Source organism: Nocardia sp. NPDC050408, assembly GCF_044458905.1.
Lineage (GTDB): Bacteria > Actinomycetota > Actinomycetes > Mycobacteriales > Mycobacteriaceae > Nocardia.
The window spans coordinates 714,619-740,524 of record NZ_JBITIL010000003.1 but is presented as its reverse complement, the minus strand read 5'-3'; the positions used below and the strand labels follow the sequence as shown (position 1 = coordinate 740,524).

The window sequence follows — 25,906 nt, the reverse complement described above, 5'->3', positions numbered from 1 at the left end:
GCAACCGCCCGAGCCATTGCTGCCCGAACCTCCCACATCCCACGACGAAGAACTAGCGAACCCGCGTCGCGGCGTCCGACTCGGCAGGAGGACACCAGCAGCACCAACCCGGCTATCCCGCCCATCAGCGAGAGCAACAGCAGAGCCAGGATTCAGGACCCGCCGCCACAGCTACTCCCGCCACCGCCGCAACTACTACTGCTCCCACCACCACAGCTGCTACCGCCCCCACAGCTACTTCCGCCGCCACCACAACTGCTGCCGCCGTGGTCATGTCCATGTCCGTGGTGACCATGCCCATGGCTTCCACCACTGCCCGGATCGAACCCCGCTCCTGACTCGAACCCGGCGGCCCCATAAACCCACGGTGATTCACTGGAACCCCCGTACCCCGCCCGCCCGGGCGGCAACGGCCTGCGGGTCGCCCGCGTGATCAGATACGCGACCAATGCCGCAATGCCGCCGCCGACCACAAGGATGACCAGGAGTACAACGAAGAAAACCGCCATTCCGAAATGGTATAGGCCCTCTCCCGCACACTGAACCCATGAAAAGCAACGGCTCGCCGAACAGTCACCCATTAGCCGTAGAGTGAATCGTGGCTTTCTTACGAAACCGTCCCGACCGCCGAATCGACCTGAGCGATGTCGACCGGGTAGTGGCCGCACTCGAATTTCCGGACGCGGTTTTCAAAACCAGCCCGTGGCAGCCTCGGGAACTGGTGGAAACCGGGCTGCGGCAGTGGCTGCGCTGTTGCGGCGCGGCCATGCGCGACGGTCAGGTTATCGGCATGCCCTCCCATGCGGTGGACGAGGCCTGGCACGGATTCATTCTGTGCACGCAGATGTATGCCGCATTCTGTGCCGCGGCATACGGCCGGTTTCTCCATCACTTCCCGGAAGGCGTTGCGACGAAAGGTGTTTCGCACGGATCCATGGGCGAACAACTCGGCCGCACGGTAGTCGCGTGGTCGATGGTCGCAAAGCCCGGCGAGCGGTGCGTGCTCTGGGATCTCGACAGCAAGGTAGGCGTCGAACACCCCTGGGGCATCGGTGTCGAGCGAGTTGCGGCCATCGAGGCCGAACTCGCGGGCACACGTCAGGCGCTCAGGTGAGCTTCACCCGCGCGGCGAAGAACCGCACCACCGCCGGGGCGAACTTGTTGAACTGGTACTGCAGCCGCGCCTCCGGGGTGACCGGCACGATGCTGCGATTCCGTTCGACCGCACGCACGATCTGCGCCGCCACCTTCTCCGGCCCGTAACGCCGTGCCTGGTACAGCTTGTCGTACCGCTCCTGTTTGCGCTGCTCCTCCTCCGCGCTGACCCCCGAAAACCTTGTCGTGGCAACGATATTGGTGTGCACGATACCGGGGCAGATGGTGTGCACGGAAATGCCGCGCCCGGCCAGTTCCGCACGCAGGCAGTCGGAGAACATGAATACCGCCGACTTACTGGTGGAGTATGCGCTGAACCCCTGCTGCGGACTATAGGCCGCCATGCTGGACAGGTTGACGATATGCCCGCCGAGTCCGCGCTCGGCCATCGCCGAAACGAAGGCGCGGCACCCGTTGACCACGCCGCCGAGATTGATCCGCATGACCCGCTCGAACTCGGCCGACGGCGTATCCAAGAACCCACCGGCCTGGCCGATTCCGGCATTGTTGATCAGAATGTCGGGCACACCGTGCGCGGCGAGAACATCGACTGCGTGCAGGTGCACCGCTTCCTCGTCGGAGACATCGAGCTGATAGGCATGCGCCACACCGCCTTCGGCGGCGATCAGCTCGCGCGTCTGCTTGGCCGCATCCAGATTGATGTCCGACAGCACGATTTCCGCACCGAGCCGGGCGAATGCCAGGCCCGTCTCGCGACCGATACCGCTGCCGCCGCCGGTGATCACCACGAGCTGATCCTCGAACGGCTTTCGGCCGCGCCCGATTTCGGCACGACGCAGGCCGCGCGGCGCCACACCGCCGTTGACCGCGTCGATGAGCTCGGTGGTCGCGGTGGCGAGCAATTCGGGATGGGAGAACGGCATCCAATGTCCGGCGGGCACATCGCGGCGCCACAGCCGCGAAACCCATTTGCGCGCATCGTCATAGCCTGCGGGCCGCACCGCGACATCGCGGCCGGCGACGATCAACTGCACCGGCACCTCGGTGCGGCGCTCGCGCGGGGCGAGCATCCGCGGCAGGATATTGGCACGGTAGATGAGCAGGCCCGCCACAACGTCACGACGGAATGTCGGGCCGAGAACGATATTCGACGGCGCGGTGTCGTTCATGATCGAAACGATGCGCTGCCAACGCTTTTCGTGCGCGACAACCCGGAACACCTGACTGAGCCCGGGCGTCATGGAGAAGACCGTGTAGCCCGACGACAGCGCCTGGGTGAGCGGCTGCCACAGATTGCGCGGCGTGGGCCGGGACAGCCTGGCGCGCACCCATTTCGCGAGATGATCCAGGTTCGGTCCGGAGACCGAGGTGAACGAGGCGACCCGCTCAGCCGCGTGCGGTTCGCACACCGCCTCCCACACCTGGACCGAACCCCAGTCGTGCGCGAGGACGTGCACCGGTTGATCCGGGCTCACCGCGTCGGCGACGGCGAAGAAGTCACCGGCCAGCGCATCCAGGCGGAAGTCTTGGGCGCGGCGGGTGGGGGTGGACTCGCCGTGGCCGCGGGTGTCGTAGGTGACGACGTGGAAGCGCTCGGTCAGCAGCGGCACCACCGCATTCCAGAGATAGTGAGTGTCCGGCCAACCATGCACCAGCACAATGGTTTCCGCGCTCGGATCGCCGTATTCGAAGACGGCGATATCGAATTCGCCGCTGCGCACGATTCGCCGCGTCGCGGCCGAGTCCAGGTCGGTCGTCGTCATTGAAGTAACTCCTCGAGGTTCCTACTCACAGGTCCAATACCAATCGCCCACCCCGCGCACGCGAGACGCAAACGAGCATCTCCCCCGCCTCGTGATCGGCCGCGCTGAGCACGCTCTCGCGATGCTCCGGTTCACCGGAGAGCACCCGCACCTTGCAGGTCCGGCAGAAGCCCTGGCGACATGAATACGGCCGATCCGGGCGAGTCCGCAGAATCGTCTCCAGCGCCGACTTATCGGCGGGCACCTCGACAACTTCACCGGTGGAGGCGAATTCGAGCTCGAATGGCATACCGTCGACGATGGGCGGCGGCGAAAATCGCTCGGAATGCAGTTCGACGCCGGGCATTTCGCGCACCACATCGGCGATGACAATCGTCATCGGAACCGGGCCGCAGCAGTACACGGCGGTATCGCGGGTGATCCCTGCGAGCAGCGTTGCGGCATCGGGCAATCCGTGTGCGTCATCGGTGCGCACGGTGACCCGATCGCCGAATCCCGCGATCTCGTCGAGAAACGGAAGAGTGTCGCGAGTGCGCCCGGTGTACACCATCGACCAGTCGATGCCGAGCCGCATCGCCAAGCGCGCCATCGGCAGAATTGGCGTGATACCGATCCCGCCTGCGATGAAATGCAAACGGGCGGCGGGTGATCCGTGTCCGGGAACCGCGAACGGGAACGCATTGCGCGGACCGCGAACCACAATGCGCGATCCGACCGGCAGCTCGTCGTGCACTTCCACCGAACCACCGCCGCCGTCCGGAATCCGGCGCACCGCAATCCGATACGCCCGGGTATCGGCCGGATCACCACACAGCGAATACTGCCGCAACCGCCCCGACGGCAACTCCAGATCGAGATGCGCACCCGGTCGCCACGGCGGAAGTTCGCGCGCATCCGGCGATTCCAGCCGCAGGCTCACTACATCCTGGTCGTGCGCCTCGATACGTCGACCGGTCACCACCAGCAGCAGCCGATGGTCGTCGGCGCGCGGAGACAGATCGCGGCGGTTGATGATCGTGGTCCACCGCAGCCGCGCCGAGGCGACCGTATCGAGAACCCGGACCGCCCGATCCTGGTCGCGCTTACCGAACAGGTCGGCTGGCCGCTGCTCGGGCATCGGTCGCCAGTTCAAGACGCAACCGCCTGGGCTGCGGGCGATTTGGCCAGATACGCTACCGCCTGCGCAGTCGAACCGACGGCCTGCGGATTGTAGCCGGGCTTGAACGTCGTCAGCGCACTCCACAGCAGTGAGGGCACACCGGGCAGCGCACCGCGCCACATCGAACCGAAAACCCGCGTGATCAGGCGCGGATAACCGAGGTCGGGCAGCGCGGGATCCTGGTGCACCATGAACTTGGTGCCGCGCACCACCAGCGTGATGAAGATCGGGAAGACGATCGTCATGATGGCCGCCCGCCGCACATAACCCGCGCCGAAGTAGACGGCCACATCGTGTGCGACGTGCCGGTGCTCGACCTCTTCGGCGCCGTGCCAGCGGAACAGGTCGGCCACGCGCGGATCGGCGCCGAACTTTTCCAGATCGGCATTGAGCACCCAATCGCCGAGGTAGGCGAAGAAATGTTCCAGGCAGGCGATGATCGCCAGTCGCTCCACCATGACCTGCCGCTGCGCGACACCAATGACATCCTTGGGTCCGAGTGACTTGCGGAACAGGTATTCCGCCTGCCGCACGTACGGTTGCGGATCGACGCCGTTGGCGGCGAGCACCTCGTGCAGCACCTTGTCATGCGTCTCGGCGTGCATGGATTCCTGACCGATGAAGCCGAGCATGGCCTCGCGCAGTTTCTCGTCCTTGACGTAGGGCAGCGCCTCGGAATAAGCGGCGCAGAACATGCGCTCGCCCTCGGGCAGCAACAGGTTCAACGCATTGATCAGATGCGAGGCGATGGGTTCGGCGGGCATCCAATGCAAGGGAGTATCCGCCCAGTCGAACCGCACATTGCGTGCGTTGAGGGCGACCTCACCGGGATCGACGTCCACCCGCCGACGTGCCCTACGAAGTAGCTTCATCGATACTCCTTGATCTCACCGCCGCGTCTCAGCCATCCCGCGACATTGCGTACCTTCCTTCATGGCTGTAGCAATCATCATACACATATATGAAACCCTCGGTTACACACATGGACGGCCAGCGCCCATTGCACCGGAAAGCCGGCTTGACGATAGATCGCTCCACTGTGACCGAGATCCCCGCGATCAGGCAGTAAACTAGAACACGTTCTAGTAGGCTTTGGCTATGGAGCGACTAACCGGATTGGATGCCAGCTTCCTGTACCTCGAGACCGGGACCCAGCACCTGCATGTATGTGCACTGCTGATCCTGGATCCCACCGCAGGGGGCGCGCAGTACACCTTCGAAGAATTCAAAGCAGAACTCGGCCGCAGGCTGCCGCTGATCCCACAGATGCGACGGCGGATCCACGAGGTGCCGTTCAATCTCGACCATCCGGTCTGGGTGGAAGACCCGGATTTCGATCTGGACCATCACGTCCGACGCATCGAAACGCCGCGCCCATTGGAACGCCGGGAACTCGCGGACCTGGTCGGCGAGATCGCCAGTGTGCCGATGGATCGCAGCCGTCCGCTGTGGGAGATGAGCGTGGTGGAGAGTCTCACCGACGACAAAGTGGCGGTGATCTGCAAGTACCACCACGCCGTCGTGGACGGCATCACCGGCACCAACATGATGATGCATCTGTGCGATCTGGAACCCGGGATGAGCGAGCCCGAACCGGCCGAGGACTGGCACCCCGAACCCCAGCCCAGCGACGTGAGGCTGGCGGCGGAGGCGGTGCTCAACCTGCCGAACAAGCTCGGCCTGGTCGGCATGCTGCCGAAAACCCTTGGCATGCTCGCCGGTTTCGCTCAGCGACGCCGAAATAATCAGGCGGGCATGGCCTTACCGTTGACCGCACCACGCACCCCGTTCAACGGCGCGATCAGTCCGGATCGGGTGGTGGCCTGCGCCGAGACCGAGCTCGACGCGATCAAGGAGATCAAGACCGCCTTCGATGTGAAGGTCAACGATGTCGTCCTCACCATCGTGGCGGGCGTGCTGCGCACCTATCTCGACAAGCACGACGAACTGCCCGACAAATCCCTGATCGCCTCGGTGCCGGTGTCGGTGCACGACACCTCCCGCCACACCGCGGGCATCAATAAGGTCTCCTCGCTGTTCTCCCAGCTCGGCACCGACATCGCCGACCCCGTGGAACGCCTGCGGCACGTGGCCGAGGCCAACCGCGACGCCAAACAAGAACACGAATTCGTCGGCGCGGATTTCCTGATGGACTGGTCGAAGTACGCTCCGCCGAATACCTTTCAGTTGGCCGCGCGCGTCTACTCGTCGCTGAAACTGGCCGAGCTTCATCCGGTGGTGCACAACCTGGTGGTGTCGAATGTGCCGGGCCCGCCGATGCCGTTGTATTTCCTCGGTCATCGAGTCGAGGGCATGTATCCGTTCGGACCGGTTTTCCACGGCGCGGGACTGACCGTCACCGCGCTGTCCAACAACGGTGATCTGGACTTCGGATTCATCGCCTGCCGGGAACTGGTGCCCGATCTGCAGGCGATCGCCGATGCGGTCCCCGGCGTTGTCGATGAATTGCTGACCGCGGCACGCGATCTGGGCTAATGTCCACCGCTGCCCTGTTCGCCATCGCCGCCGGACAGGGCCGCATTCGAAGTTTCTTGCTGCCGTGCGGCAACGGCGGCGCATGCCTCCAGCAGTACCGGCACGAAGCGGTCGGCCTCGAGCACGCAGGATGCGTGACCGGCCTTGACCAGATGAATGCTCGCATCGGGAATCATGGTCGCCATCTCCAATTGCCGATAGACCGGAATCGCACGATCCCGCGTCGTGATCACGACGGCGGTCGGCATCCGCAGCGTGGAAAGCCAAGCGGTCGCATCGAATCGGCCGACCTCCGCGATGACTTGCGCCATGGCCCAGCCACTGTTACTGCGAAATTCGGTGAGCGCCCAGCGATTCAGCTTTCCCGGAGCCCAGGTGTACTCCGGCAATTCGGGTAACCGACCCACGTACTCCGCGGCACGACGGTACGAATAGGGGCCGATGGCTCCGGCCAACGCACCGAAGGTCAGGTGAAAAGCGCGCTCGCGCAACTTCTCCTGGAACCGATACGGCGTCGCGCACAGCACCAGGCCGCTCACACGATCCGAATGCCGGTGTGCGGCAAGCAATGCCACGACACCGCCGAGGGAGTATCCGGCCAGGATCGCCCGCTCGATGCCGAGCGCGTCCGCCACCGCGACGACATCGTCGGCACAGTCGCGCACCGAGAACCGCTCCGAGCGGATGCCGCGGCCGTGCCAGCGCTGATCGAACACGATCACCCGGTAACGCTCGGCCAGCGCAGCGAGGGCGGGGAACCATGTCAGGTAGCCCGTGCAGGCGGTGGCATGCAGCAGGATCAGGGTCGGTGCGCCCTCAGGGCCCGCAATATCGACAACGTAGGTGCGCCCACGCCCCGGCAGCTCGACGAGCCGCCCGCCGGGCACCTCTGCGATATCGGGCACCCCGGCACGCCGGGAGAATCGCCGCATGGCGACCACCGCGGGATTCGGATTCGTCATCGTCGACCTCCTCGCGGTCTTACTAGAACACGTTCTACATCGATGATGCCATAGGGGACCGTTCAGGCGCGGGCGCGGACGATGTATTCGGCGATGCAGGCGGACTTAGCGCCACCCTCGCCTTCGATGGTCGCCTGGTCGACGATCTACCGGCCGCCGGGAACCTCGTCGACGTTCACGATCCGGGCGGCGGCCACAGACGCGGGAACCGCCGGGCACGGGCGCGGGGAAGCACACCTTGTTCAGGCCGTAGTTGATGCGTACCGAGGCGTCCTCGAGGGTGATCAGCTCGGCCATCAGCGACGGAAGCAGCGAGTGGGGTAGCCATGCAGGATCGTGGTGCCATACAGGCCGGTGGCGGCACGCTCGGTATCGATGTGGATCCACTGCCGACCCTCGGTTGGCTCAGCGAAGGCGTCGATGCGGGCCTGGGGGCCTCGATCCAGCGGCTCACGCCGAGAGCTGTGCCCGCTACGGTGCGCAGCGATCCCATGCCGAAGACGGCGGTTCACTCATAGACCGAACAGTAGTACCGAGTTCCACTGGCCGATACCGAGGCGAGATTCGATCGAGAATTATCTGTAACGTGTTTCACTAGTCGACGGGATCGAGAGGAGGCCGCGATGGGGCGGTTGACCGGCAAGGTGGCACTGATCAGTGGCGGGGCGCGGGGCATGGGCGCCGCGCACGGGCGGGCACTGGCGGCCGAGGACGCGCGGGTGGTGCTCGGCGACATCCTCGACGAGGAGGGCGCGGCACTGGCCGAGGAAATCGGCGACAATGCCGCGTATGTCCACCTCGACGTGCGCGAAAAGCAGCAGTGGCAGGATGCGGTCGCCGAGGCCGTGCAGCGCTTCGGTTCGCTGAATGTCCTGGTGAACAATGCCGGGATCGTCAATGGCAATCTGCTCGTCGACTTCGAATTGTCCGAGTGGCAAAGGATCATCGATATCAATCTGACCGGCACCTTCCTCGGCACGCAGGCCGCCACACCCGCGATGATCGAGGCGGGCGGCGGTTCGGTCATCAATATTTCCTCGGTCGAGGGGATGCGCGGCAGCCCCGGCCTGCACGGGTACACCGCCACCAAATTCGCGGTCCGCGGACTCACCAAATCGACCGCACTCGAGTTGGCGCAGTACGGAATTCGGGTGAATTCGATTCATCCCGGGCTGATCCGGACCCCGATGACCGACGGTATTCCGGAGGATTTCCTGCAGATCCCGCTGGGGCGCGCCGCCGATCCGTCCGAGGTGTCGGCATTGGTGACCTATCTGGCCAGCGATGAATCGTCCTATTCGACAGGCGCTGAATTCGTCATCGACGGTGGCCTGACCGTGGGAGTTCCGCACAAGACGTTCTCCTGATCGATACTGCGTGCCGGGCAGGGCGCATGAGCCCGCGGCCGACCGTCGTCGAAGGCCAATAGTCGCCACCCGTACGGCGGCTGCTCGGCACGGATCAGTCGATATCCGGCACGGGCGGCCCGAGGAAACGCACTGCGTAGCAATCGCATCCGGATGCGGTGTTCACCATGGTCTCCCCCACAGTCTGTGGCGGCGTGCGGAATCGGGATGGATACGTCCGGCCGCCACCAGCGCGTCGAACGCGGCGTGCTTGCGGGCGCAGTCGTGGTCGCGGTGCAGTTGCATCGCGAGATGGGCGTCGGCCAGGGTGAACGGTTGGTCGGGCGGGCCGCATGTCCATGCCTTCGGCCATTCGATCGGACGTAGGCGGCAGCGCCCCGCGGCGGGCCGGTGGCGGCGCGGCCGGTCGACCGGCCACACGCAGGCCACCCCGACCATCGCGAACGCGCCGCCCCCGATGACCGCGAGCACGCTATGCACCACTTGCCACGCGCCCATGGTTGTTCACCGCCCACGATCCTCGCGCGGATGAGTCGGCGGTAGCGCTAGCTGTGTGAGCCCGTCGAGGACCTGCTGGAACATCTGGAGTCCGGGCGTACCGATGGGCAGGCAGCGCTCGATGGTCTCGGCCGGGAAATCGATGCCGCGCCGGTGGGCGCGCTCGCGCGGGCTCAACGCCTGCGGCGCGATCCGGCCATGCCGCACGAGTGTGTAGTAGGCCGCCCACTTCCACGCGCAACGCTCGATCCGGCACGCGCGGTGTCGCCGCATCTGCTGGTGCGCCAACTGCACCTCAGCGCGGCCACAGATGGTGGGCGGGGTGAGGATCGTGTCGTCGGTCATCACGCCGCACCCGGTTCGACGCCGGGCCTGGAGCGCATCCAGATACCTTGCGGGCATACGGTTTCCAGATCGAAACCCGCGTCACAGACCGATGCGGGCCGACAGCCGACATGCTCGAGGTCGAAGACAACGATCACCTCGACCTCGAGACCGGCCGCCATCGCGAGTGCATATCCGATCGGATCGTCGATATCGTCCGGTGGTCTAACGGTGTAGACGTACTGATAGCCGCGCGTGTTCGCATGCCGCTGTATATCGATGGCGTGGCGTGGCGCATCCGGACCGGACACGTCATCGCGGACGAACCCGATGGCCTTCGGCTTGGCGCTGCTGGCGGTTTGCGTATGTGTCATGGCTCCCCCGGAACCTGGTCGGTGGGCTGGGTGTCGGGCGTCCGGCGACAACGATCGCGGTATTCGCTCGCGGGAACTTCGAGCCGCGAGGCGGACAGCTGAAGTTGTTGTGGTTGCGGCGGATTGGCGCTGTTCTCGGGGCGCCAACCTGCGGTGTCATCCGAACGTCGGGGCCAAGCACACCACGAACGCTATGCTTAGAGGAGCTATCTGGGACTCCCAAACATAGTCGTCCCAAATCCCCAGGACGTATCCCGAATCAGACCGACAATGCGTGCCACATTCGAGTCACGAACGTCCCAGATCTGCAGGAGGTGCAAGAACTTTGACCAGCGAAGATAATCCTTCGACCCTGCCCCGGCGACAGCTTGGACGCTTCCTTCGCGAAACCCGCGAGGGGCAAGGGCTATCCATCGACAAGGCCGCGAGGCTGGCCGAGCTGAGCAAGAGCGGGCTACACCGCATCGAAACCGCGCAAGTGGCGAAGGTCAAGGTTCGCGAGATCCGAGCTCTGTGCGAAACGTACGGGGTCCCACAGGGCGAAACCAGCCGCGTGCTCAAACTCGCTGAGCAGGCGCAGGTAAAGAGTTGGCACACGGCGTTCGACGGCCTCTACACCGATTCCACATTCAACATGTACCTCGGGCTCGAAGCCGCTGCGCGCCAGCTGATTGCCTACCATGAGATCGTCCCGGGGCTGTTACAGACAGCCGACTACGCGCGTGCGCTGATCAGCTCTTTCTACCGCGACAGCAGCCCGGAAGATATCGACCGCCGCGTAGAGCTGCGACTGAAACGGCAGGCCATCCTCACCCGCAAGTCCGACCCAGTGAAACTCGAACTGTTACTTCACGAATCAGCTCTACACCGCGTCGTCGGCAACCCTCGCATCATGGCCGCTCAGCTGCGACACCTAGCCGAAATCGGCAAACTGCCGAACGTCTCAATTCGGATCCACCCGTTCACGAGCGGGTGCATGCAGGGACTGTTGCACGGCCCGTTCATGATCCTCGACTTCGGCACCGATACCAAAGGCCAGACCGTGGAGCCACCGCTGGTCTATTTCGAAGGTGCCGGTAAGGCTGACCTTTACCTCGAGAATGTCGACGATGTACAGCGTTATGCTGAGCTTGCTACAGCCATCCGGAGTGCATGCCTGGATGAAACGAGATCGCGTGACCTGCTCAGGCGGGCAGCAAGGAGTTATGCAGCGTGAATACCGACCTGTCCAGGGCGAACTGGTTCAAGAGCAGCCACAGCAGCGGTCAAACCGAATGCGTCGAGGTCGCGTGGCTCGACGAGGGCAGCGTCGGCGTTCGCGACTCGAAGAACCCGACCGGCCCGGCGCTGATCTTCACGCCCGGCGAATGGGATGCCTTCACAGCTGGCATCACCGACGGTGAGTTCAACCTCCCTGCCTGAGCCGGGCAAAAACCGAACACCACAAAGCGGCCCCGCACGACGAAACCATGACGTCGACGCGGGGCCGTTGCTGTTGTTGACGGAAGGCCTTCCCGCACAACAGATTCAGTGGCATGCGAGTAGCGAACACCGCCGAGCCGAGGTCACGCTTCAGCACGTGTTGGCAACTCCCAGCGACCTGCCCGATGGCGTCACACCTCTGCGGCCACGACAGTACGCCCAGGTTGGTGAATGGTCCCCGAAAGTCCATCCGGAGATCACACTCCCATATCCGTTCCCGATCGCACTCAATTGGGCAGACCTCGAAGACTGATCCCGACGTTACGTTGCCGGTCGCTCGGCGCGAGACCCGGACCATCAAGGTCGACAGTGATGTTCGAGCTGAGCACTCTCTGCTCGTTCTGCCAGAAACTGATCTCGGAATCCCCCACCGATGTTTCGGGCCCGAGGGCGACGACATCGGGCGGAGATCGCGTCCTCGTTGAAGAAGGCACAGGGATCGACTGCCTGATCTTCTCGGCAATCTCGAGCTTCCACCGATCGTCGGCAGACACCATGCCCCCGAATGTGTTGGCGCTGCACTCGTCGGAATCGGCTCAGACGCCAGACTGCGCCTGCGAAGCTCCCACAGCGCCGCCACCAATAGTGCAGGCACACAACGCCATACGAACCCCATAACCCTTCCCGCAGGTCCCGGGGCAACTAAACGGCACACGAACAAGCGGTAGGACCCGGCGAGCACGCCTCTGCCGCCGACCGCAGCGGCGATGCTCTTGCGTGTGGCGGTGTCCGCTGCCGCGTTGAACGGCTTGTTGCCAACATTTCGATGTTACGGAAGTCATATCTCAGGACTCGCGCGATAATCTAATATGAGATTCGTATGATACGATTCTCAAAGAGATGGGAATGTCATGATCGTTGTCACCGGGGCCACCGGAGCAGTCGGCCGTCCGCTCGTCGAACTGATTGCCGCGCAGGGGGTTCGAGTACGAGCTATCACCCGGTCGCCCGAAAATGCCACGCTGCCCGCGGGTGTCGAGGTGGTGGCCGGGGATCCCGCCTGGCCGGACACGCTTGCCGATGCTCTCGGCGGTGCGTCCGCGGCATTCCTGCATCCACGCGCCGTCGGCGACGCGGCCTTCGAGTTCGCGGAACTGGCTGCTAAGTGTGGCGTGCGCCGGCTTGTCGCCCTCTCGGCCATCAATATCGACGACCCGCTCGACGCACAGCCGTCCCGCTTCCGCGGCGATCGGAACAGGGAGGCCGAGCAGGCGGTGGTCGACAGCGGTATGGAGTGGGTGAGTCTGCGCGCCAGCAGCTTTGCGAACAATGTCGTGCAGAGCGGCTGGAATGCTCAGATTCGCGCGGGTGATGTGGTGCGCGGACCCTACGCCGGATTCGCCGAGAGTCCGCTACACGAAGGCGATATCGCGGCGGTCGCGGCGCATGCCTTCCTGACCGACGATCTGCTGGGGCAACGAGTGGAATTGACCGGACCCCAATCACTTACCCATGCGGATATGGTTCGGATCATCGGAGAGGTCATCGGCAGGCCGTTGCGCTACGAAGAAGTCCCCGCCTCCGTGGTGCGGCAGGGCATGGTGGCGCGCGGCTTTCCGGAGGATTTCGTCGACTCCTTGCTGGCCCGCTACGCCGACGGCGTCGGCCAGCCCGCACCCGTCACCAACGATGTCGAGAAAATCCTCGGCCGCACAAGAACTTTCGCCGACTGGGCCGCCGATAACGCTGCCGCCTTCCAGAATTGAGTGCCAGCCATGCGCACAATCGCCCATTTTGCGGCCCAGATATTCAGCGGTATCTTCGCCGGATTCCTGATCGCCGTCCTCGTCCTCGAACTATCTATGCGTGATGCCAGCGCCGCCGTCTATACCCAGGTCCGGCAGATCGAACTGGAATGGCTCGACGTCCTCGCCACCGTCACCCTGCTACCCGCTCTGATCGCCACGGCCCTCATCATCGCGATTCGTCTCCGCGACCGAGGCTCGACCCGTTGGCTCCCGATCACCGCGTTCGCCCTGCTCGCGGGCGTGTTGATCCTGACGATTATCGTCAACCTGCCGATCAATGCCGACCAACGCGACTGGATCGTCACCACACCACCCGACGACTGGGCGAACATCCGTGACCATTGGCAGCTCTCGCATGCGGTGCGCACAGTAGCCGCCACTCTCGCCTTCGCAGCCTTGAGCGCAGCGGCACCGTCAGCTCGGAAACTCCCAGCACCGATAACATCAGAATCGGAGACCGCGATCCGGCTCCAGCGCCGGGCAGCAGGTGATCGCCGAGGTCGCTCGATTGCACAGCTGCACTCGGATCAGCGGATCACGCAACCTTAGCCGCGTTGGTTCATCAATGTACTCTCCAGAGTTGTTGTCGCCGTGTGGAATCGGCGCCGATTCCACACGGCGGCCGCCAGCGCATCGAAAGCCGGATGCTTGCGCTCACAGTCGTGATCGCGGTGCAGTTGCATCGTGAGATGGGCATCGGCGGGGGTGAATGGTTCGGCGGGACCGGCGCGCCGTGCACCATTTGCCATGCGCCCATTGGTGTCTCACCGCCGATTATCATTGCCCGGGGACGTCGGCAGCGGTGCTAGCGGTGACCTGCACGCGAGGTGAATGGGATGCCTTACGGATGGCACCACGGATGGACAGTTCAGCCTCACTGCAGTTCAGCCTCACTGCTTGAGCCCTGGCAAGAACACATCAAGACGGCCCCGACGAACCTAGGAAGTCGTGACGTGGCCGTCTGCCATCAGAGTGAGCATGAGTCCAACGAGTAACCCCCATGGCGAATTTGGATGGCTACGCAGAAGAGTTCGGCTGGTAGAGTTCGGTGCTATGAGTACACCAGGGGGGACGCCTGGTTCTAGCCAGGCGTTGTCGGTCGTTCCTGATCAAGTCCGTGACATCGGTGCCTATGTGTTCGGTATCGCCGACACTCTCGGGTCGGCGCTCGACTCGGCTGCCCGCGAGGTCGAATCTCTCACGACGAGCAGTTGGACCGGCGACGCGGCCACCGGCTTCAATACGGGGTGGAACGAAGTCAGCGACGGCGGCAGACAGATAATCTCCGCTCTTACCGGGCTGGCAGAGAAGCTCGGTGTCACAGCCGAAACCTACCAGCATCGTGACGAATCGAACGCAGGGGCCTTATCCACGTCCAGCCTCGATCTGCCATCCCAATCATGACCAATCCTTTCGCCGTAGAGCTCGACGAACTCGAGCAGATCATTGCTCGACTGTCCGGTTTGGCCGCATTTATCGTCGACCACCTCGATGAAATCGACCAACGGATCGCGACCCTGCGCGGCACCGGATGGGAAGGTATCGCCGCGCAAGCGTATTCGGAAGCTCATCAGCAGTGGATCACGGGTGCGCGGGAGTTCGCGGAAGGAATCCGCGACATGACTGATGCAGCAAAGGCGGCACACGAAGCGTATTCCGAAGCGGCGGAAGTAAATTCCAAGATGATGCGGAGCGGAGCGTAGGTGGCTATCAATGTCGATCCGCAGACATATTACGACGCCGCCGCCAAGTGCGGGACAATAAACAGCGAGATCCTGACCGCGCTGTCGACGCTGTGGAACTCGCTGCAGGATTCCGGCCAGATGGCGGGTAGCTACGACAAGGCGGCCAAGTGGGCCGCCGAATACGACGACAACGCAACAGATCTCCTAAGTACCTGCGCCTCGATGTCGAACGCTCTCGCGAATTTCTCCAATATTCTGAATACCGCTGGCAACAATTGGGTGTATTCGAATTGGAAGGCGAATCCGGATCCATCGAAGGGCGCCGCACCGACTCCACCGTTTCACGTTCCGCAAGGTGTGGTGTTCCAGAACGACATCACCCCAGCACCGTCAGCTTTTGGCGGTACAGCCAAAGGGCTTGACACAAGTGTGCCCGGCCTGTTGGACCAGATCGGATACACGGTCCCGAACGGCGACACAGATCGTGTGAAGTCCGCTGGGGAAGCCTGGAAGAAGTTCGCTGAATCATCGGCCATCAAGAACGCACAGGCAGATATCAAGGCGATCATCGCCGCTATCCACTCAGCCAAAACCGAGGCGCCGGATATTGCCGACGTCGAGGCACACCTCACCACCTTGGCCAACGGCGCAGCCGCTATCGCGTCGGTATCGATGTCCCTGTCCGGAGCAGTCGGAGATCATCATACGAATCTGGTGGCATTCAGGTCGGATCTGGACAGTCACGTCAACAGTTTGATGAAGGAGTTGTTCTGGATTGCGGTCGGCACTGTGGCAGCAGTTGCCTTGACCGAGATTCTGACAGCTGGTCTGGCAACCCTGGGCCCCGCCGAAGCCGAGGCCGCCGCCGGAACAGCCGCCGGAACAGCCGCGGTTGCCACCGCTGCGACACGGATTCGCAACCTGTGGAACATATGTAGATTGTTCCAGACCCTCGAGGTCGGCGTGGGAATCGCCGCAGCCGTGAACTCTGTTCATCCTCTCAATATTCAAACATCGTTGGACGAGATAGCCTCGCTTACTGCGGTGAGCGTTGCGGGAGTCTTCGTCGCCGAAATGGCGAAGGGCGGAAAACAGAGGGTGGCCGACACAGGCATCGAAAACGAAATGCGGGCGCTAATAGAATCCGGCGCGGCCAGCGGAGCGTGCGAGGCCCTGGCGAAGCTGTGGGACGAGGCAGAAAACGATGCCAAGAGGCGACAGAGAATCAAGAAAACGCAGAAGCAACACGAGTGCCGACAGTCTAGTGGCGGCGGTGGGCGATAGTGGATCGCAGTGGCCTGGGTCAAGTTGTACATGTCGATGGCGATCGAAGGATGTGAGGACAAAATGGACGGAGCTTCCCAGCTCAATTCAGCGCTGACATCGGGCGATCCTGGTCAGCAGGTCCGTGCGATGATCGAATTGATCAAGCTCGGCGACGATCGGGCCGTCGCAGACATCCTGCCGCTCGTCGAATCGGGTGATGTCGCCGTTCGAAGTGAAGCGGCGCGCGCGATCGGATTTCTGGGGGTGGCGCAGGTTTCAGTTGTCGGGCCAGTGTTGTTGCGGATGCTGTCGGACTCAGACGAGATGGTTCGCAACGAAGCGGCAGAGTCGCTCGGCCTCGTTCGGTTCAGTCCCGCAGTCGACGTCCTCGTGGATCTGCTGCGCGCGGACCCGTCGTGGCTGGTGCGCGCTTCCCTGGCCGAAGCGTTGGGCAGCTATCCAGGGCACGGAACCGCTGCTCTGGTCAAGTGCGTGCGCGATATTGACGAGTATGGGGCGGTGCGGCGGTATGCAATCGACTCTCTGGGCCGGACGGGTGACCTATCGCGTGCCGAAATGTCCGCTCTGGCAGAGGAATTCGGCCGGGATGAGGAGATCGGACCGCAGGTTCGAATCGCCGCCTATCGGATGGGCGATCAATCACAGCTAGCGGAGATCACCCGCGAGGCAGCTCATATGGATGAAGAGGACTCGTCCCGCTTACTCACCGACATCGAATATCTGTTGCGCCCGCCTGTACCACCGACGTTGTTGGAGGACGCGGCGCGCATCGGGACAATCCTCGATGTGGTCGCGATGCGCTGGCCGCTATACTCGCGGCACGTCCAGAACATCCGCGACAAGCTACCGACATGATGGGCGGTACCGCGGGCGACTCCTTCTGCTTCGCGGCAGTTCGCTCGGATGGTTGCCTTATCCCCCGAATCGACAAGATGAAGCATATTCGCCGCGCGGTGCTGATCAGAGCCGGACGTCAGCTCTGACGCCGGTTCGCCACCGCCCACTGGGCGACGGCGTCGGGGGACACATCTTCGCCGAGCACGTTATCGATGACAACGCGTCCGACGCAGATCGCGCGCAGTACGCGATCGGTGAACGCCTCCACATCTCCCCACGGCAGATAGGGTTTCGCGATCAGCAGGGAGGCGATGCCGTGCGCGCTCGACCACAGCTCCAAGACGACCGGCACCGGGTCACCCGGCGTGACCACGCCGAGGTTCATGCACTCGGTGACGGTCGCCGCGAGATGGGCAAAGGCACTGCTGGTCAGCACCTGGTCGACCGCGCCCGCCGTCTCACCAGGCGTCATGGCCAGGCGGTACTGCTCCGGATGCTCCCTGGCGAACCGGACATACGCCTGGCCCTGCTGACGCAGACGCTCCATCGGCGACTCATTCGGATCGGATGCGGCCAGCATTACCGCGTCCAGATCTTCGAATACCTGGGCCACCACGGATTCGATCAGCTGATCCTTATCCGCGAAATGGCGGTAGATCGACGGCGCGGTGACGCCGACGATCTTGGCGATTTCCCGAATGGAAACCGCGTCGACGTGACCTGCGTCAGCCAGCAGTTTCTTTGTGGCATCGAGGATTTCGGCGCGTAGCTCCGCACCGGAGCCACGTGCCGAACGCTGCCTGCGGGTGAAATTCACGTTCGTCCGGCTAGTAGATGATTATCTGATTCGGATGTGCCCGTTGCGGTTTCGCCCTCGCTCAAGCCGATCTTGGCATGCAGCCGGGCGAGTGGCGCGGGCGCCCACCAGTTCGCGGTGCCGAGCAACCGCATGAGTGCGGGCGCGAGCAGGCCGCGGATCAGCGTGGCGTCCGCGAGCACCGTCAAAGTCAGCCCCAGGCCCGTCATCTGGATGAACGATACCTTCGAGGTGACCATGGCGGCCATCACGATGGCCATCAATAGCGCGGCCGCGGTGAAAATCCGGCCGGTGCGCGCGACACCCAGCGCGACCGCGCGAGTGTTGTCCGCGGCGGTGCGTCCCGAGGCCACCCACTCCTCGCGGATGCGCGAAAGCAGGAATACCTCGTAGTCCATGGACATTCCGAAGGCGAGACAGAACATCAGGATCGGCATGGTCGGGACCAGATAACCGGTCGCGTCATTGCCGAAAACGCTGGACAAGTGCCCATCCTGGAAGATCCAGACCATCGCACCGAACGCTGCTGTCAACGAAAGCGTATTGAGGGCAAGGGCTTTCAGCGGCAGCAACACACTTCCGGTGAACAGGAACAGCACCACGAAGGTGGCGAGCACGATCAGCGCGCCGGCCAGTGGCAGTCGCGCACCCAGCGCTTCGAGGGAGTCGCGGTTTATCGCCGCACTGCCCCCGAAGAGCGCCGGTCCCGGGCTCGGGACGTCACGAAGCCGCTCCAGTTGCGACTTGCCCGCGGCGGTGAAGGGATCGACCGTCGTTGCCACAGTGAGGAATGCGCCGGTGTCATTCGTCATCTGCGGCGATCCGGCCGCCACCTTCAGTCCGCCGGTGTACAGACCGACACCCGAGAGCACTCCGGACACGCCATCCACCTTCGACAGTGTGGCGGCGTAATCGCCGATGGCGGACGGATTTCCGTGGTAGTCGTCGAGCACCACGGTGACATTGTTCGCGGCATTGGACTGGAAGTCCGAGCGCAGTGCGTCGCCGACCGTGCGGCTGGTGGCGGAGGTGCCCGCGTTGAGCACTCGATCGTCCGGATAGCCGAATTTCACGCCGAGGAACGGGGAACCGATCGCTAGCATCAGCACGACGATCGCGATGGCGACCGGTGCGGCATGGCGCATCACCCACTGCACCGTGCGATACCAGAAGGTCTGCTCGGGTGCGCGCGCAGCATGCAGGTCACGGCCGAGCAAGCGGCCCAACGGCTTTCGCAGATCCAATGCATTAACCCGATGCCCGAGCAACATCAGCACCGCGGGCAGGACCAGGATCGATGCGGCGGCGGCCGCGGCGACCACCGCAACGCCGGCGTAGGCAAAGGATTTCAGGAAGTACAGGTTGAAGACGCCCAGCGCGGCCACCGACAGCGCGACGGTCAGCGCCGAATACAGCACGGTGCGTCCCGCGGTCTGTACCGCCCGCACCACTGCCGCCTCGATATCGAGTCCATTGCCGAGTTCCTCGCGATAGCGGCTGACAATGAACAAGCTGTAGTCGATCGCGAGCGCAAGACCCAGTGCCGTGGTCAAATTCAGCGCGTAGATCGACACATCGGTGAAAACCGTGAGGGTGCGCAGGATGGCCAGGGTGGTCAAGATCGCGAAGATGCCGACTGCCAGCGGCAGGAAGGCCGCGACCAGGCTGCCGAAAACCAGGATCAACACGATGAACGACAGCGGGATGGCCACACTCTCGGCGACCGCGAGATCGTGAGTGATCTGCTCGTTGGAGTCGTGGTAGATGGAGCTGAGGCCGCCCTGATAGATGCTGACACCGTCATTGGTGCCGGTGACCTCTGTGGCGATCGCACCGGCGGCCTTCTGGGCCACGGACTCCTCGCCGGTGATGTAACCGAGCACCAGCGCGCTCTTACCGTCCTTGCTGCGCAATGCGGACGACAGGGACTGCGGAGCGTTCCAATAGGACTGGACGCCGATCACATCGCCGCGCGAACGCAAGGTGTCGATCAACTTCGCGCCCGCCGCCTTCGCGGCCGGACTGTCCGCACCGGCATCATCGCGAACCAGCAGGATTAGGTTGGGTTCCGCGCCGCCGAAGTTATCCGCGACCAGCTTGGCGACCTGCGACGACTCGGCGTCGCCCGGGGTGAAACCGGCGGTCTTCATATGCGAGGTCGCCGAGGCGCCGAATGCGCCGCAAAGTATGGCCAATAGGGCGGCGGCGAGCAGGATTGTGCGCGGATGTCTGGTGGACAGATGTGCGATCCGTACGAGCATGAGCGGCTCCCCTGTTCGACTGCATCTCACGTAACAGCGTTAGCGTAACGTCGTTAACTCAACGACGATAGGGGTACATAGCGAACAAGTAGTGATCCCGATCACCGGCACGGGCCTATCCGAGATACGCCGAGATCGCATTGGCAATGGCGTCGGCATACCTCGCCCGCCCATCGGGCGATTCGATCAGCGCCGCATCACCCGGATCGCGCATATTTCCACATTCCACGAGCGCGACCGGACGTTCGGAGAGGTTGAGTCCCGCCAGATCCGCGCGCGGATTCATGCCATCGGAGCCGACATAGGTCGACGGGACGAAGCCGGACCCGATCATGATGTCGCGCAACGTCGTTGCCAGTCGCTGCGACGGCTCACCCTGTGCCGGATTCAGTGGCGGCGACGAGTACGCGACGTGGAAGCCGTGCGCGCCCGCGACAGCGCCGTCGGCATGGATCGAGACGACAGCCGCCGCACCACTGCGGTTTCCGATCGCGGCGCGTTCGTCGACACAGGGGCCGACACCGGCATCGTCGTCGCGGGTCAGCACGACGCGAATTCCGCGGGCGGCCAAGGTATCCCGGACACGGATGGCGACATCCCAGGTGAATTCGTGCTCGGTATAGCCGTCGGTGGCGGATGTGCCGGTGGTGTTGCACGCCTTGGTTTTTCCGCGACCGTCCGGCACCTGACGGTTGATCTCGCCAGGCTGGGCGGCATTGCCGCCATTGTGTCCCGGGTCGATGACGACGACGCGGTCATCGGCAATGAAGCTCGGCGGGTTCGTCGTCGGTTCGTCGCTTATCTGCGGCGTCGTGGTGCGCGCCGATGAACCGGATGCGTCGTGCGCGCATCCACCGAGCAACATGCCCCACGCGCAGATCGCGGCGGTCGTCTTCCAGCTTCGCCATCGCATGGCACCGACACTGCCACAGCCTTGCAGCCGGTTCATCGGCACAGCTATCGGAACGCCAGCGCGCCGAGCGTATCCGCGTGCCGATATTGCAGATACTTTTTGACCGTGTCCGCGGCGACAGCCGCATTGGCGGTGACCACGGTGACCACGACGAATTCCTTTTCGGTCCCGTCGCGCCATTTGCCGGTGACGAAATTGTCGATGTAGGTGCCCGGTCGCAGGTGCAGGTCCTCATCGGTGAACTTGCCGAGCGCGGCCGTGGCCTGGCCCTGGGTCGACATCGCGAGGACGAATTGGGTGATCTTCAGCCCGCCGCCCTCGGCCCGATACACCATTTCGGCGGCGTACTGGCAGCCCAAGCCGGTGAGCTTGCCGTTCACCTCGAAATCGCGGCAGTTGGCGTGATCGCGGCCCTCAACCCAGTCGGCGTGCAATTCCACGCTGTCGAATTTGAAATTCCAGTCCCCGGCGAAGTCGGTGTAGGTGAGCTTGCCCGAGGACGGTTGGCCAGGGGGCGGTTGGCCAGGGGGCGGCGTTGTCGCGGTCGTTCGCGGGGTGGTCGCGCGCGGCGCGCTCGTGGCCGGGACCACAGTGGCCGTCGCATTCGACGCCTGCGGTTGGTCCTTGTCGCGCGCGGTGATAACGACCAGTCCGACGCCGAGCACGGCGACCAGCCCGAGCACCACCGCGACGATCACACCGGTCTTCGATTTGGGCGGCGGGCTCGGGGGCGGCGCGCTGGGATACCCCATCGGATAGCCGGTCTGCCCCCAGCCCTGCTGCGCCGGATAGCCCACCGGCTGTCCCCACGGCGCCGGATCCTGCCGCGGCGGCTCCCCATAGCCGTACGGATAACTCACAGCCAGCCCACCTCTCCCGCCGGGGCGGCGACCCCCACCACGTACTGATCGCGATCCGATCCCCCAGCGTTGCAGGTCCTGCCAGCTTAGCCGGTGAGTAATAAGCCCAGCGCAAGACCGAACATCACGACCGCGATCACCGAATCGAGTACGCGCCAAGCGATCGGACGGGCGAATAGCGGGGCGAGTTTGCGGGCGCCATAGCCGAGCGAGGTGAACCAGATAATGCTGGCGACCATCGCGCCCGCGCCGAGGAACCAGCGGTCCGGGCTGGTGTAGGTATTGGCGAAGGAGCCGAGCAGCAGCACCGTGTCCAGGTAGACGTGCGGGTTGAGCCAGGTCAGGGCCAGGCAGGTGAGGATGGTCGCGCCGAGTGCGACGGTGGCGCCGGTGGAGTCGGCGGTCAGACTCGATGCCGCGACGGCGCGGCGGGCGGCGAGAATGCCGTAGCCGAGTAGAAAAGCGGCTCCGGCGTAGCGGATCACCGTCAGCAAGACGGGGGCGGATTCGACTACGACACCCAACCCCCCGACTCCCGCCGCGATCAGCACGATGTCGGACACGGTGCAGACCGCGACCACCGCGAGCACATGCTGGCCGCGCAGACCTTGGCGCAAAACGTAGGCGTTCTGCGCGCCGATCGCCACGATCAAGGAGAGTCCGAAGCCGAGTCCCGAGATGGCCGCCAGGGCCGCCGATGATGCCGTCACATGTATCGACGCTAGGTTCGAAGACCTGACCAGACCAGCTAAAGATTCTGAAGTACCTTTAGGATTTCTTAATGGACCTGCAGTTCGATCAGCTCCGCGCGCTCAACGCGGCGGTCACCGAGGGCACCTTCGACGCCGCCGCGCGCAGTCTGCGCGTGACGCCGTCGGCGGTCAGTCAACGCATCAAGGCGCTCGAGGATGCCGCAGGTCGCATTCTGCTGCAACGCACAAAACCGGTGCGGCCCACCGAATCCGGGCTCGCGGTGCTGCGTTTGGCGCGACAGATCGAGCTGCTCGCCGGGGATGCCGCACGCGAACTCGGCGATGTCGATCGGCCGGCGGGTCGGCCGATCCGGGTGCCGATCGCGGTCAATGCCGACTCGCTGGAAACCTGGGTGATGCCCGCATTGCGGCAGGCGCCCGCCGGTGTGTGTTTCGAGATACATCGCGAGGATGAGGAACATACGACTCGATTGCTGCGCGACGGGACGGTGATGGCGGCGATCACCGCCACCTCGTCGGCAGTGCAGGGATGTCGAGTAAAGCGGCTTGGTGCCATGCGGTATCGGCCCATGGCGAATCCGCGGTTCGCGCGGACCTGGTTCGCGGATGGGCCGACCGCCGAGGCATATTCCGTTGCGCCCGTTGTACTTTTCGATCGGAAGGATGATCTGCAGGATCGGCATCTACGGCGGCGATGTGGACAGCCGGTGGATCCGCCGCGGCATTATGTGCCGTCGTCGGCCGGATTCGCGGAGGCGATTCGGATCGGGCTGGGGTGGGGGATGTTGCCCGATCTGCAGACTCGAAGTGGTCGGGACCTCGTGCCGATCGATGGGGATTCGTATATCGATGTGCCGCTCTATTGGCAGCAGTGGAAGGTCGATTCGCCTGCGCTCAGTGGCGTTGCGGGCGCCATTGCGGCTGCTGCGGCTGAGGCGCTGTCAGATGGTCCACGGCGGTGACTTGGGGAATGTCACGGGAAGCGCGGTCAATGCGCGGTGAATGGGCCCGGTCGCCATTTCAGGTCCGCTGCCGGGGTGGCGAGTCCGAGTTCCGGTATCGCATCGAGTAATTGGTCGATGGCGTCCTGAGCTATCAAGTACGCCATGGACTTTGCGGTGCAGGCATGCGGGCCCGCGCTCCATGCCAGATGTGACCGGTTGCCGGTGTGCTCGCCGACGATCTCGGGGTCGTTATTGCAGGCCGCCATGCTGATGAGAACGGGTTGGTGTGGGGGCAGCCACATTTCCTCGATCAGGATCGGCTGTCGCGGATAGGTGATGCAATAGTTCGCCAACGGTGGGTCGGTGAACAGCACCTGATCCAGGGCGCCGCGGGTGGATAGGCTGCCGCCGAGGATATTGTCGGCGACACGGTCATCGGTGAGCATCAGCACGGCGCCAGCGCCTCCGCCGCCGCGATCTTGCGATCCACCTCGGCCGCCTGCGCCCGAGCCCGCTGCTCGAATCGAGCCAAGAAGACACCGAACGTCTCGTCATGCGCATCGGCGGCTGCCAGTGCCCCGTCCACCAACTCGACCGCACCGACCTCCCCGCGCCGCAGCCCCGCCCGCGCCTCCGCGATCGTCGTGAATACCGTTGCCGTCGAATCAGTTTCAGTCATCCCATCCCCATCCGTCGCATCCCGATCCTGCCACGCCGATCGCGGCAGCGGGCGAATTCGGAACACTTCCCCTTCACAGTCACCGGTCCGCGTTGCTACTGGACGTCGTCGCGCCGAGCAATTGGGGCGTCGGCCGCGAGCCAGGGCATGCGGTCGAGCAGCCGATCCCGCAGTTCCGTCAACCGAGTAATGCGCGCGTTCAACTCGGCAACTCGCGGTGGTCCGACAGCCGCGTATCCGGTGGCGCAGCGCGGTTCGAAAGGGAATACGGCGGGCAAGTCGTGGTCCAGATAGGGCAGGAAGGCCCGGACATCGTCGATGGTGAAACCGATGTCGAGCAATTCGCGGATGTTGTTCACCTGTTTGATCGCGTTTTCGTCGTAAGTGCGGTACCCCGAGGTGGTGCGGTCGCAGGTGAGCAGCCCCTGCTCTTCGTAGAAGCGCAGGGCGCGGGTGGTGGTACCGGTGCGCGTCGCGAGTTCACCGATCAGCATCTGTTTTCCTTCCGTCGGTACGGTCAACGCGCGAGACGTACCACCACCTTCCCGGTGTAGCGGCCTCGGACCAGATCGAGCAATGCCCGCGGGGCGTTCTCCAGCCCGTCGACGAGGGTCTCGGATTGGACGAGTTGCCCATCGGCAACCCAGCGACGTAAGCGTTGCCCGAATTCCGCCGCCAGATCCAGATGGTCGAGCATGGTGAAGCCACGCAGCGTGATCCGCTTACCGATCACCGGCAGCAGATCTCCGGGCCCCTCGTCGGGCAGACCTCCGGACCGCTGCCGAGCGAGAGCACCGCAGAGCGCGATGCGTCCACCCACATTCATCACCTCGATCGCCGCCCGCAACTGAGCACCACCCACATTGTCGAAATACACATCGATCCCGTCCGGCGCGACCGCTCGCAACTCCTCGACCAGAGGTGCGTCGTGGTAATCGAAGGCCGCGTCGAAGCCGAGCTCTTCGACGACATGGCGCACCTTTCGCGCCGAGCCGGCGCTACCGACGACCCGACCCGCGCCGAGCAGCCGCGCGATCTGGCCGGCCATGCCACCGGTGGCGCCCGCCGCGCTGGAAACGAAAACCGTATCCCCGGCACGCAGACCCGCCACGCCCGTTAGGCCCGCGTAGGCGACCAGCCCGAATCCGAGATAGCTGGACGGCGACGGATACGCCTCCGGATCCACGATCCGGATCGCGCTCGCCTCGGCCACCGCGTACTCGCGCCAACCGAGCCGATGCAGCACCAGCGCGCCCTCCGGAACAGCCGGATCCGCGGAGGCGACGACCTCACCAATCGCATCCCCGAACATCGTCGCGCCAACAGCGAACGGCGGCATGGGAATTCCCGGGTAGGCGCCAATCTGCATGAGCATGCCCGGATCAATCGACATGTACAGATTCCGCACCAGCACCTGCCCCGACGACGGATCGGGCACCGGCTGCTCGACCAGTCGGAAGTCGGCCAGTTTCGGAAACCCGCCCGGTCGTGCGGAAAGCTGGACAGCCCGTGCGGTTCGCGTCATAACAGTCATGGGAGCGACGCTAAGGATTGACGTATACGTGAAGGTCAAGCCGCGCCCGTGGGCCAGTTGCGACAGATGTGGTCCCCGTCATGGCTC

At 64.0% G+C, this 25,906-nt stretch carries 30 protein-coding genes and 1 pseudogene; 13 read left to right on the top strand and 18 right to left on the bottom strand.

What is annotated here, in order from left to right; all coding sequences use genetic code 11:
- The first annotated feature begins 598 nt into the window (after window positions 1–598).
- Window positions 599–1,114 (top strand): hypothetical protein, encoded by a 516-nt coding sequence (locus tag ACIBJI_RS13230; RefSeq protein ID WP_364339609.1) that lies wholly within the window; start codon window positions 599–601, stop codon window positions 1,112–1,114.
- Here the strand turns inward: ACIBJI_RS13230 and ACIBJI_RS13225 are convergent.
- From ACIBJI_RS13225 to ACIBJI_RS13215, 3 genes are read right to left on the bottom strand one after another with little or no spacing between them, the layout of a single operon-like run.
- Window positions 1,107–2,879 (bottom strand): SDR family oxidoreductase, encoded by a 1,773-nt coding sequence (locus tag ACIBJI_RS13225; RefSeq protein ID WP_397084207.1) that lies wholly within the window; start codon window positions 2,877–2,879, stop codon window positions 1,107–1,109. The two genes, ACIBJI_RS13230 and ACIBJI_RS13225, sit on opposite strands and share 8 nt — an antisense overlap.
- Window positions 2,880–2,904: 25 nt before the next feature.
- Window positions 2,905–3,996 (bottom strand): PDR/VanB family oxidoreductase, encoded by a 1,092-nt coding sequence (locus ACIBJI_RS13220; protein WP_397084205.1) that lies wholly within the window; start codon window positions 3,994–3,996, stop codon window positions 2,905–2,907.
- Between the two features lie 11 nt (window positions 3,997–4,007).
- Window positions 4,008–4,910, bottom strand: coding sequence for a metal-dependent hydrolase (locus ACIBJI_RS13215; RefSeq protein WP_364339603.1), 903 nt, complete (start codon window positions 4,908–4,910; stop codon window positions 4,008–4,010).
- 226 nt (window positions 4,911–5,136) lie between these two features.
- Here ACIBJI_RS13215 and ACIBJI_RS13210 point away from each other — a divergent pair, with 226 nt between their 5' ends.
- Window positions 5,137–6,534, top strand: a complete 1,398-nt coding sequence (locus ACIBJI_RS13210) for a wax ester/triacylglycerol synthase family O-acyltransferase (protein ID WP_397084202.1) — start codon at window positions 5,137–5,139, stop codon at window positions 6,532–6,534.
- Here the strand turns inward: ACIBJI_RS13210 and ACIBJI_RS13205 are convergent.
- Complete coding sequence (locus ACIBJI_RS13205; protein ID WP_397084200.1) at window positions 6,531–7,496, bottom strand: alpha/beta fold hydrolase; 966 nt, start codon at window positions 7,494–7,496, stop codon at window positions 6,531–6,533. The genes ACIBJI_RS13210 and ACIBJI_RS13205 overlap by 4 nt on opposite strands.
- A 326-nt stretch (window positions 7,497–7,822) precedes the next feature.
- Here ACIBJI_RS13205 and ACIBJI_RS13200 point away from each other — a divergent pair, with 326 nt between their 5' ends.
- Window positions 7,823–8,014 carry a hypothetical protein gene (locus ACIBJI_RS13200; RefSeq protein WP_364339597.1) on the top strand — a complete coding sequence of 64 codons (192 nt, stop codon included), beginning with the start codon at window positions 7,823–7,825 and terminating at the stop codon, window positions 8,012–8,014.
- A 105-nt stretch (window positions 8,015–8,119) separates the two neighbouring features.
- Window positions 8,120–8,863: a glucose 1-dehydrogenase gene (locus ACIBJI_RS13195; RefSeq protein ID WP_397084198.1), complete on the top strand. Its 744-nt coding sequence runs from the start codon at window positions 8,120–8,122 to the stop codon at window positions 8,861–8,863.
- 162 nt (window positions 8,864–9,025) lie between these two features.
- Here the strand turns inward: ACIBJI_RS13195 and ACIBJI_RS13190 are convergent, their stop codons facing one another.
- From ACIBJI_RS13190 to ACIBJI_RS13180, 3 genes are read right to left on the bottom strand one after another with little or no spacing between them, the layout of a single operon-like run.
- Window positions 9,026–9,361 (bottom strand): hypothetical protein, encoded by a 336-nt coding sequence (locus ACIBJI_RS13190; RefSeq protein WP_364339593.1) that lies wholly within the window; start codon window positions 9,359–9,361, stop codon window positions 9,026–9,028.
- A gap of 6 nt (window positions 9,362–9,367) precedes the next feature.
- Window positions 9,368–9,706 (bottom strand): hypothetical protein, encoded by a 339-nt coding sequence (locus ACIBJI_RS13185; RefSeq protein WP_364339591.1) that lies wholly within the window; start codon window positions 9,704–9,706, stop codon window positions 9,368–9,370.
- Window positions 9,706–10,059, bottom strand: coding sequence for a hypothetical protein (locus ACIBJI_RS13180; protein WP_364339588.1), 354 nt, complete (start codon window positions 10,057–10,059; stop codon window positions 9,706–9,708). Before ACIBJI_RS13180 ends, ACIBJI_RS13185 begins: the two co-directional genes overlap by 1 nt.
- A 325-nt stretch (window positions 10,060–10,384) precedes the next feature.
- On the opposite strand from ACIBJI_RS13180, the gene ACIBJI_RS13175 reads away from it, so the two are divergent.
- Both ACIBJI_RS13175 and ACIBJI_RS13170 read left to right on the top strand, forming a co-directional pair.
- Entirely contained in the window at window positions 10,385–11,275 is an 891-nt protein-coding gene (locus tag ACIBJI_RS13175) for a helix-turn-helix transcriptional regulator (protein WP_364339586.1), read from the top strand.
- Window positions 11,272–11,481 carry a DUF397 domain-containing protein gene (locus ACIBJI_RS13170; protein ID WP_397084195.1) on the top strand — a complete coding sequence of 70 codons (210 nt, stop codon included), beginning with the start codon at window positions 11,272–11,274 and terminating at the stop codon, window positions 11,479–11,481. The genes ACIBJI_RS13175 and ACIBJI_RS13170 overlap by 4 nt, the downstream gene beginning before the upstream one ends.
- 287 nt (window positions 11,482–11,768) lie before the next feature.
- Here the strand turns inward: ACIBJI_RS13170 and ACIBJI_RS13165 are convergent, their stop codons facing one another.
- Window positions 11,769–12,038, bottom strand: a complete 270-nt coding sequence (locus tag ACIBJI_RS13165) for a hypothetical protein (protein WP_397084193.1) — start codon at window positions 12,036–12,038, stop codon at window positions 11,769–11,771.
- 354 nt (window positions 12,039–12,392) lie between these two features.
- Here ACIBJI_RS13165 and ACIBJI_RS13160 point away from each other — a divergent pair, with 354 nt between their 5' ends.
- The gene (locus tag ACIBJI_RS13160; RefSeq protein ID WP_364339582.1) at window positions 12,393–13,247 is read left to right on the top strand and encodes an NAD(P)H-binding protein; all 855 of its coding nucleotides are present in this window, start codon (window positions 12,393–12,395) and stop codon (window positions 13,245–13,247) included.
- Window positions 13,248–13,256: 9 nt separating this feature from the next.
- A complete protein-coding gene (locus tag ACIBJI_RS13155) occupies window positions 13,257–13,838 on the top strand; it encodes a DUF1772 domain-containing protein (RefSeq protein ID WP_364339580.1) in 582 nt (193 codons plus the stop codon).
- Here ACIBJI_RS13155 and ACIBJI_RS13150 read toward each other — a convergent pair.
- Window positions 13,835–14,038, bottom strand: a complete 204-nt coding sequence (locus ACIBJI_RS13150; protein ID WP_364339578.1) for a hypothetical protein — start codon at window positions 14,036–14,038, stop codon at window positions 13,835–13,837. The two genes, ACIBJI_RS13155 and ACIBJI_RS13150, sit on opposite strands and share 4 nt — an antisense overlap.
- Window positions 14,039–14,342: 304 nt before the next feature.
- On the opposite strand from ACIBJI_RS13150, the gene ACIBJI_RS13145 reads away from it, so the two are divergent.
- The 4 genes from ACIBJI_RS13145 to ACIBJI_RS13130 all read left to right on the top strand — a co-directional run bounded on the left by ACIBJI_RS13145 (window position 14,343) and on the right by ACIBJI_RS13130 (window position 17,116).
- On the top strand, window positions 14,343–14,693 hold the full coding sequence (locus ACIBJI_RS13145; protein ID WP_364339576.1) for a WXG100 family type VII secretion target: 351 nt from the start codon (window positions 14,343–14,345) through the stop codon (window positions 14,691–14,693).
- Window positions 14,690–14,992 carry a WXG100 family type VII secretion target gene (locus ACIBJI_RS13140; RefSeq protein ID WP_364339574.1) on the top strand — a complete coding sequence of 101 codons (303 nt, stop codon included), beginning with the start codon at window positions 14,690–14,692 and terminating at the stop codon, window positions 14,990–14,992. The genes ACIBJI_RS13145 and ACIBJI_RS13140 overlap by 4 nt, the downstream gene beginning before the upstream one ends.
- Entirely contained in the window at window positions 14,993–16,258 is a 1,266-nt protein-coding gene (locus ACIBJI_RS13135) for a polymorphic toxin type 34 domain-containing protein (protein ID WP_364339572.1), read from the top strand.
- A 138-nt stretch (window positions 16,259–16,396) separates the two neighbouring features.
- Window positions 16,397–17,116: a HEAT repeat domain-containing protein gene (locus ACIBJI_RS13130; RefSeq protein ID WP_397084189.1), complete on the top strand. Its 720-nt coding sequence runs from the start codon at window positions 16,397–16,399 to the stop codon at window positions 17,114–17,116.
- Window positions 17,117–17,234: 118 nt separating this feature from the next.
- On the opposite strand, the gene ACIBJI_RS13125 is transcribed toward ACIBJI_RS13130, so the two are convergent.
- The 5 genes from ACIBJI_RS13125 to ACIBJI_RS13105 all read right to left on the bottom strand — a co-directional run bounded on the left by ACIBJI_RS13125 (window position 17,235) and on the right by ACIBJI_RS13105 (window position 22,659).
- Complete coding sequence (locus ACIBJI_RS13125) at window positions 17,235–17,915, bottom strand: TetR/AcrR family transcriptional regulator (RefSeq protein ID WP_364339568.1); 681 nt, start codon at window positions 17,913–17,915, stop codon at window positions 17,235–17,237.
- The gene (locus ACIBJI_RS13120) at window positions 17,912–20,176 is read right to left on the bottom strand and encodes an MMPL family transporter (RefSeq protein WP_397084186.1); all 2,265 of its coding nucleotides are present in this window, start codon (window positions 20,174–20,176) and stop codon (window positions 17,912–17,914) included. Before ACIBJI_RS13120 ends, ACIBJI_RS13125 begins: the two co-directional genes overlap by 4 nt.
- 115 nt (window positions 20,177–20,291) lie before the next feature.
- Window positions 20,292–21,089, bottom strand: a complete 798-nt coding sequence (locus ACIBJI_RS13115; RefSeq protein WP_397084184.1) for an N-acetylmuramoyl-L-alanine amidase — start codon at window positions 21,087–21,089, stop codon at window positions 20,292–20,294.
- A gap of 44 nt (window positions 21,090–21,133) precedes the next feature.
- Window positions 21,134–21,949, bottom strand: a complete 816-nt coding sequence (locus ACIBJI_RS13110) for a hypothetical protein (protein ID WP_397084182.1) — start codon at window positions 21,947–21,949, stop codon at window positions 21,134–21,136.
- 86 nt (window positions 21,950–22,035) lie between these two features.
- A complete protein-coding gene (locus ACIBJI_RS13105; protein WP_397084180.1) occupies window positions 22,036–22,659 on the bottom strand; it encodes a LysE/ArgO family amino acid transporter in 624 nt (207 codons plus the stop codon).
- Window positions 22,660–22,730: 71 nt separating this feature from the next.
- Here ACIBJI_RS13105 and ACIBJI_RS13100 point away from each other — a divergent pair, with 71 nt between their 5' ends.
- On the top strand, window positions 22,731–23,624 hold the full coding sequence (locus tag ACIBJI_RS13100) for a LysR family transcriptional regulator ArgP (RefSeq protein ID WP_364339558.1): 894 nt from the start codon (window positions 22,731–22,733) through the stop codon (window positions 23,622–23,624).
- Here the strand turns inward: ACIBJI_RS13100 and ACIBJI_RS13095 are convergent.
- The 4 genes and pseudogenes from ACIBJI_RS13095 to ACIBJI_RS13080 all read right to left on the bottom strand — a co-directional run.
- A pseudogene (locus tag ACIBJI_RS13095) lies at window positions 23,604–24,058 on the bottom strand (cytochrome P450); the annotation flags it as partial. The gene ACIBJI_RS13100 and the pseudogene ACIBJI_RS13095 sit on opposite strands and share 21 nt — an antisense overlap.
- Complete coding sequence (locus tag ACIBJI_RS13090) at window positions 24,052–24,285, bottom strand: hypothetical protein (protein ID WP_397084177.1); 234 nt, start codon at window positions 24,283–24,285, stop codon at window positions 24,052–24,054. The pseudogene ACIBJI_RS13095 and the gene ACIBJI_RS13090, both read right to left, overlap by 7 nt.
- A gap of 95 nt (window positions 24,286–24,380) precedes the next feature.
- Window positions 24,381–24,779, bottom strand: a complete 399-nt coding sequence (locus ACIBJI_RS13085; protein ID WP_397084175.1) for a MerR family transcriptional regulator — start codon at window positions 24,777–24,779, stop codon at window positions 24,381–24,383.
- A 23-nt stretch (window positions 24,780–24,802) separates the two neighbouring features.
- The gene (locus ACIBJI_RS13080) at window positions 24,803–25,819 is read right to left on the bottom strand and encodes an NADP-dependent oxidoreductase (RefSeq protein WP_397084173.1); all 1,017 of its coding nucleotides are present in this window, start codon (window positions 25,817–25,819) and stop codon (window positions 24,803–24,805) included.
- Window positions 25,820–25,906 lie beyond the last annotated feature (87 nt).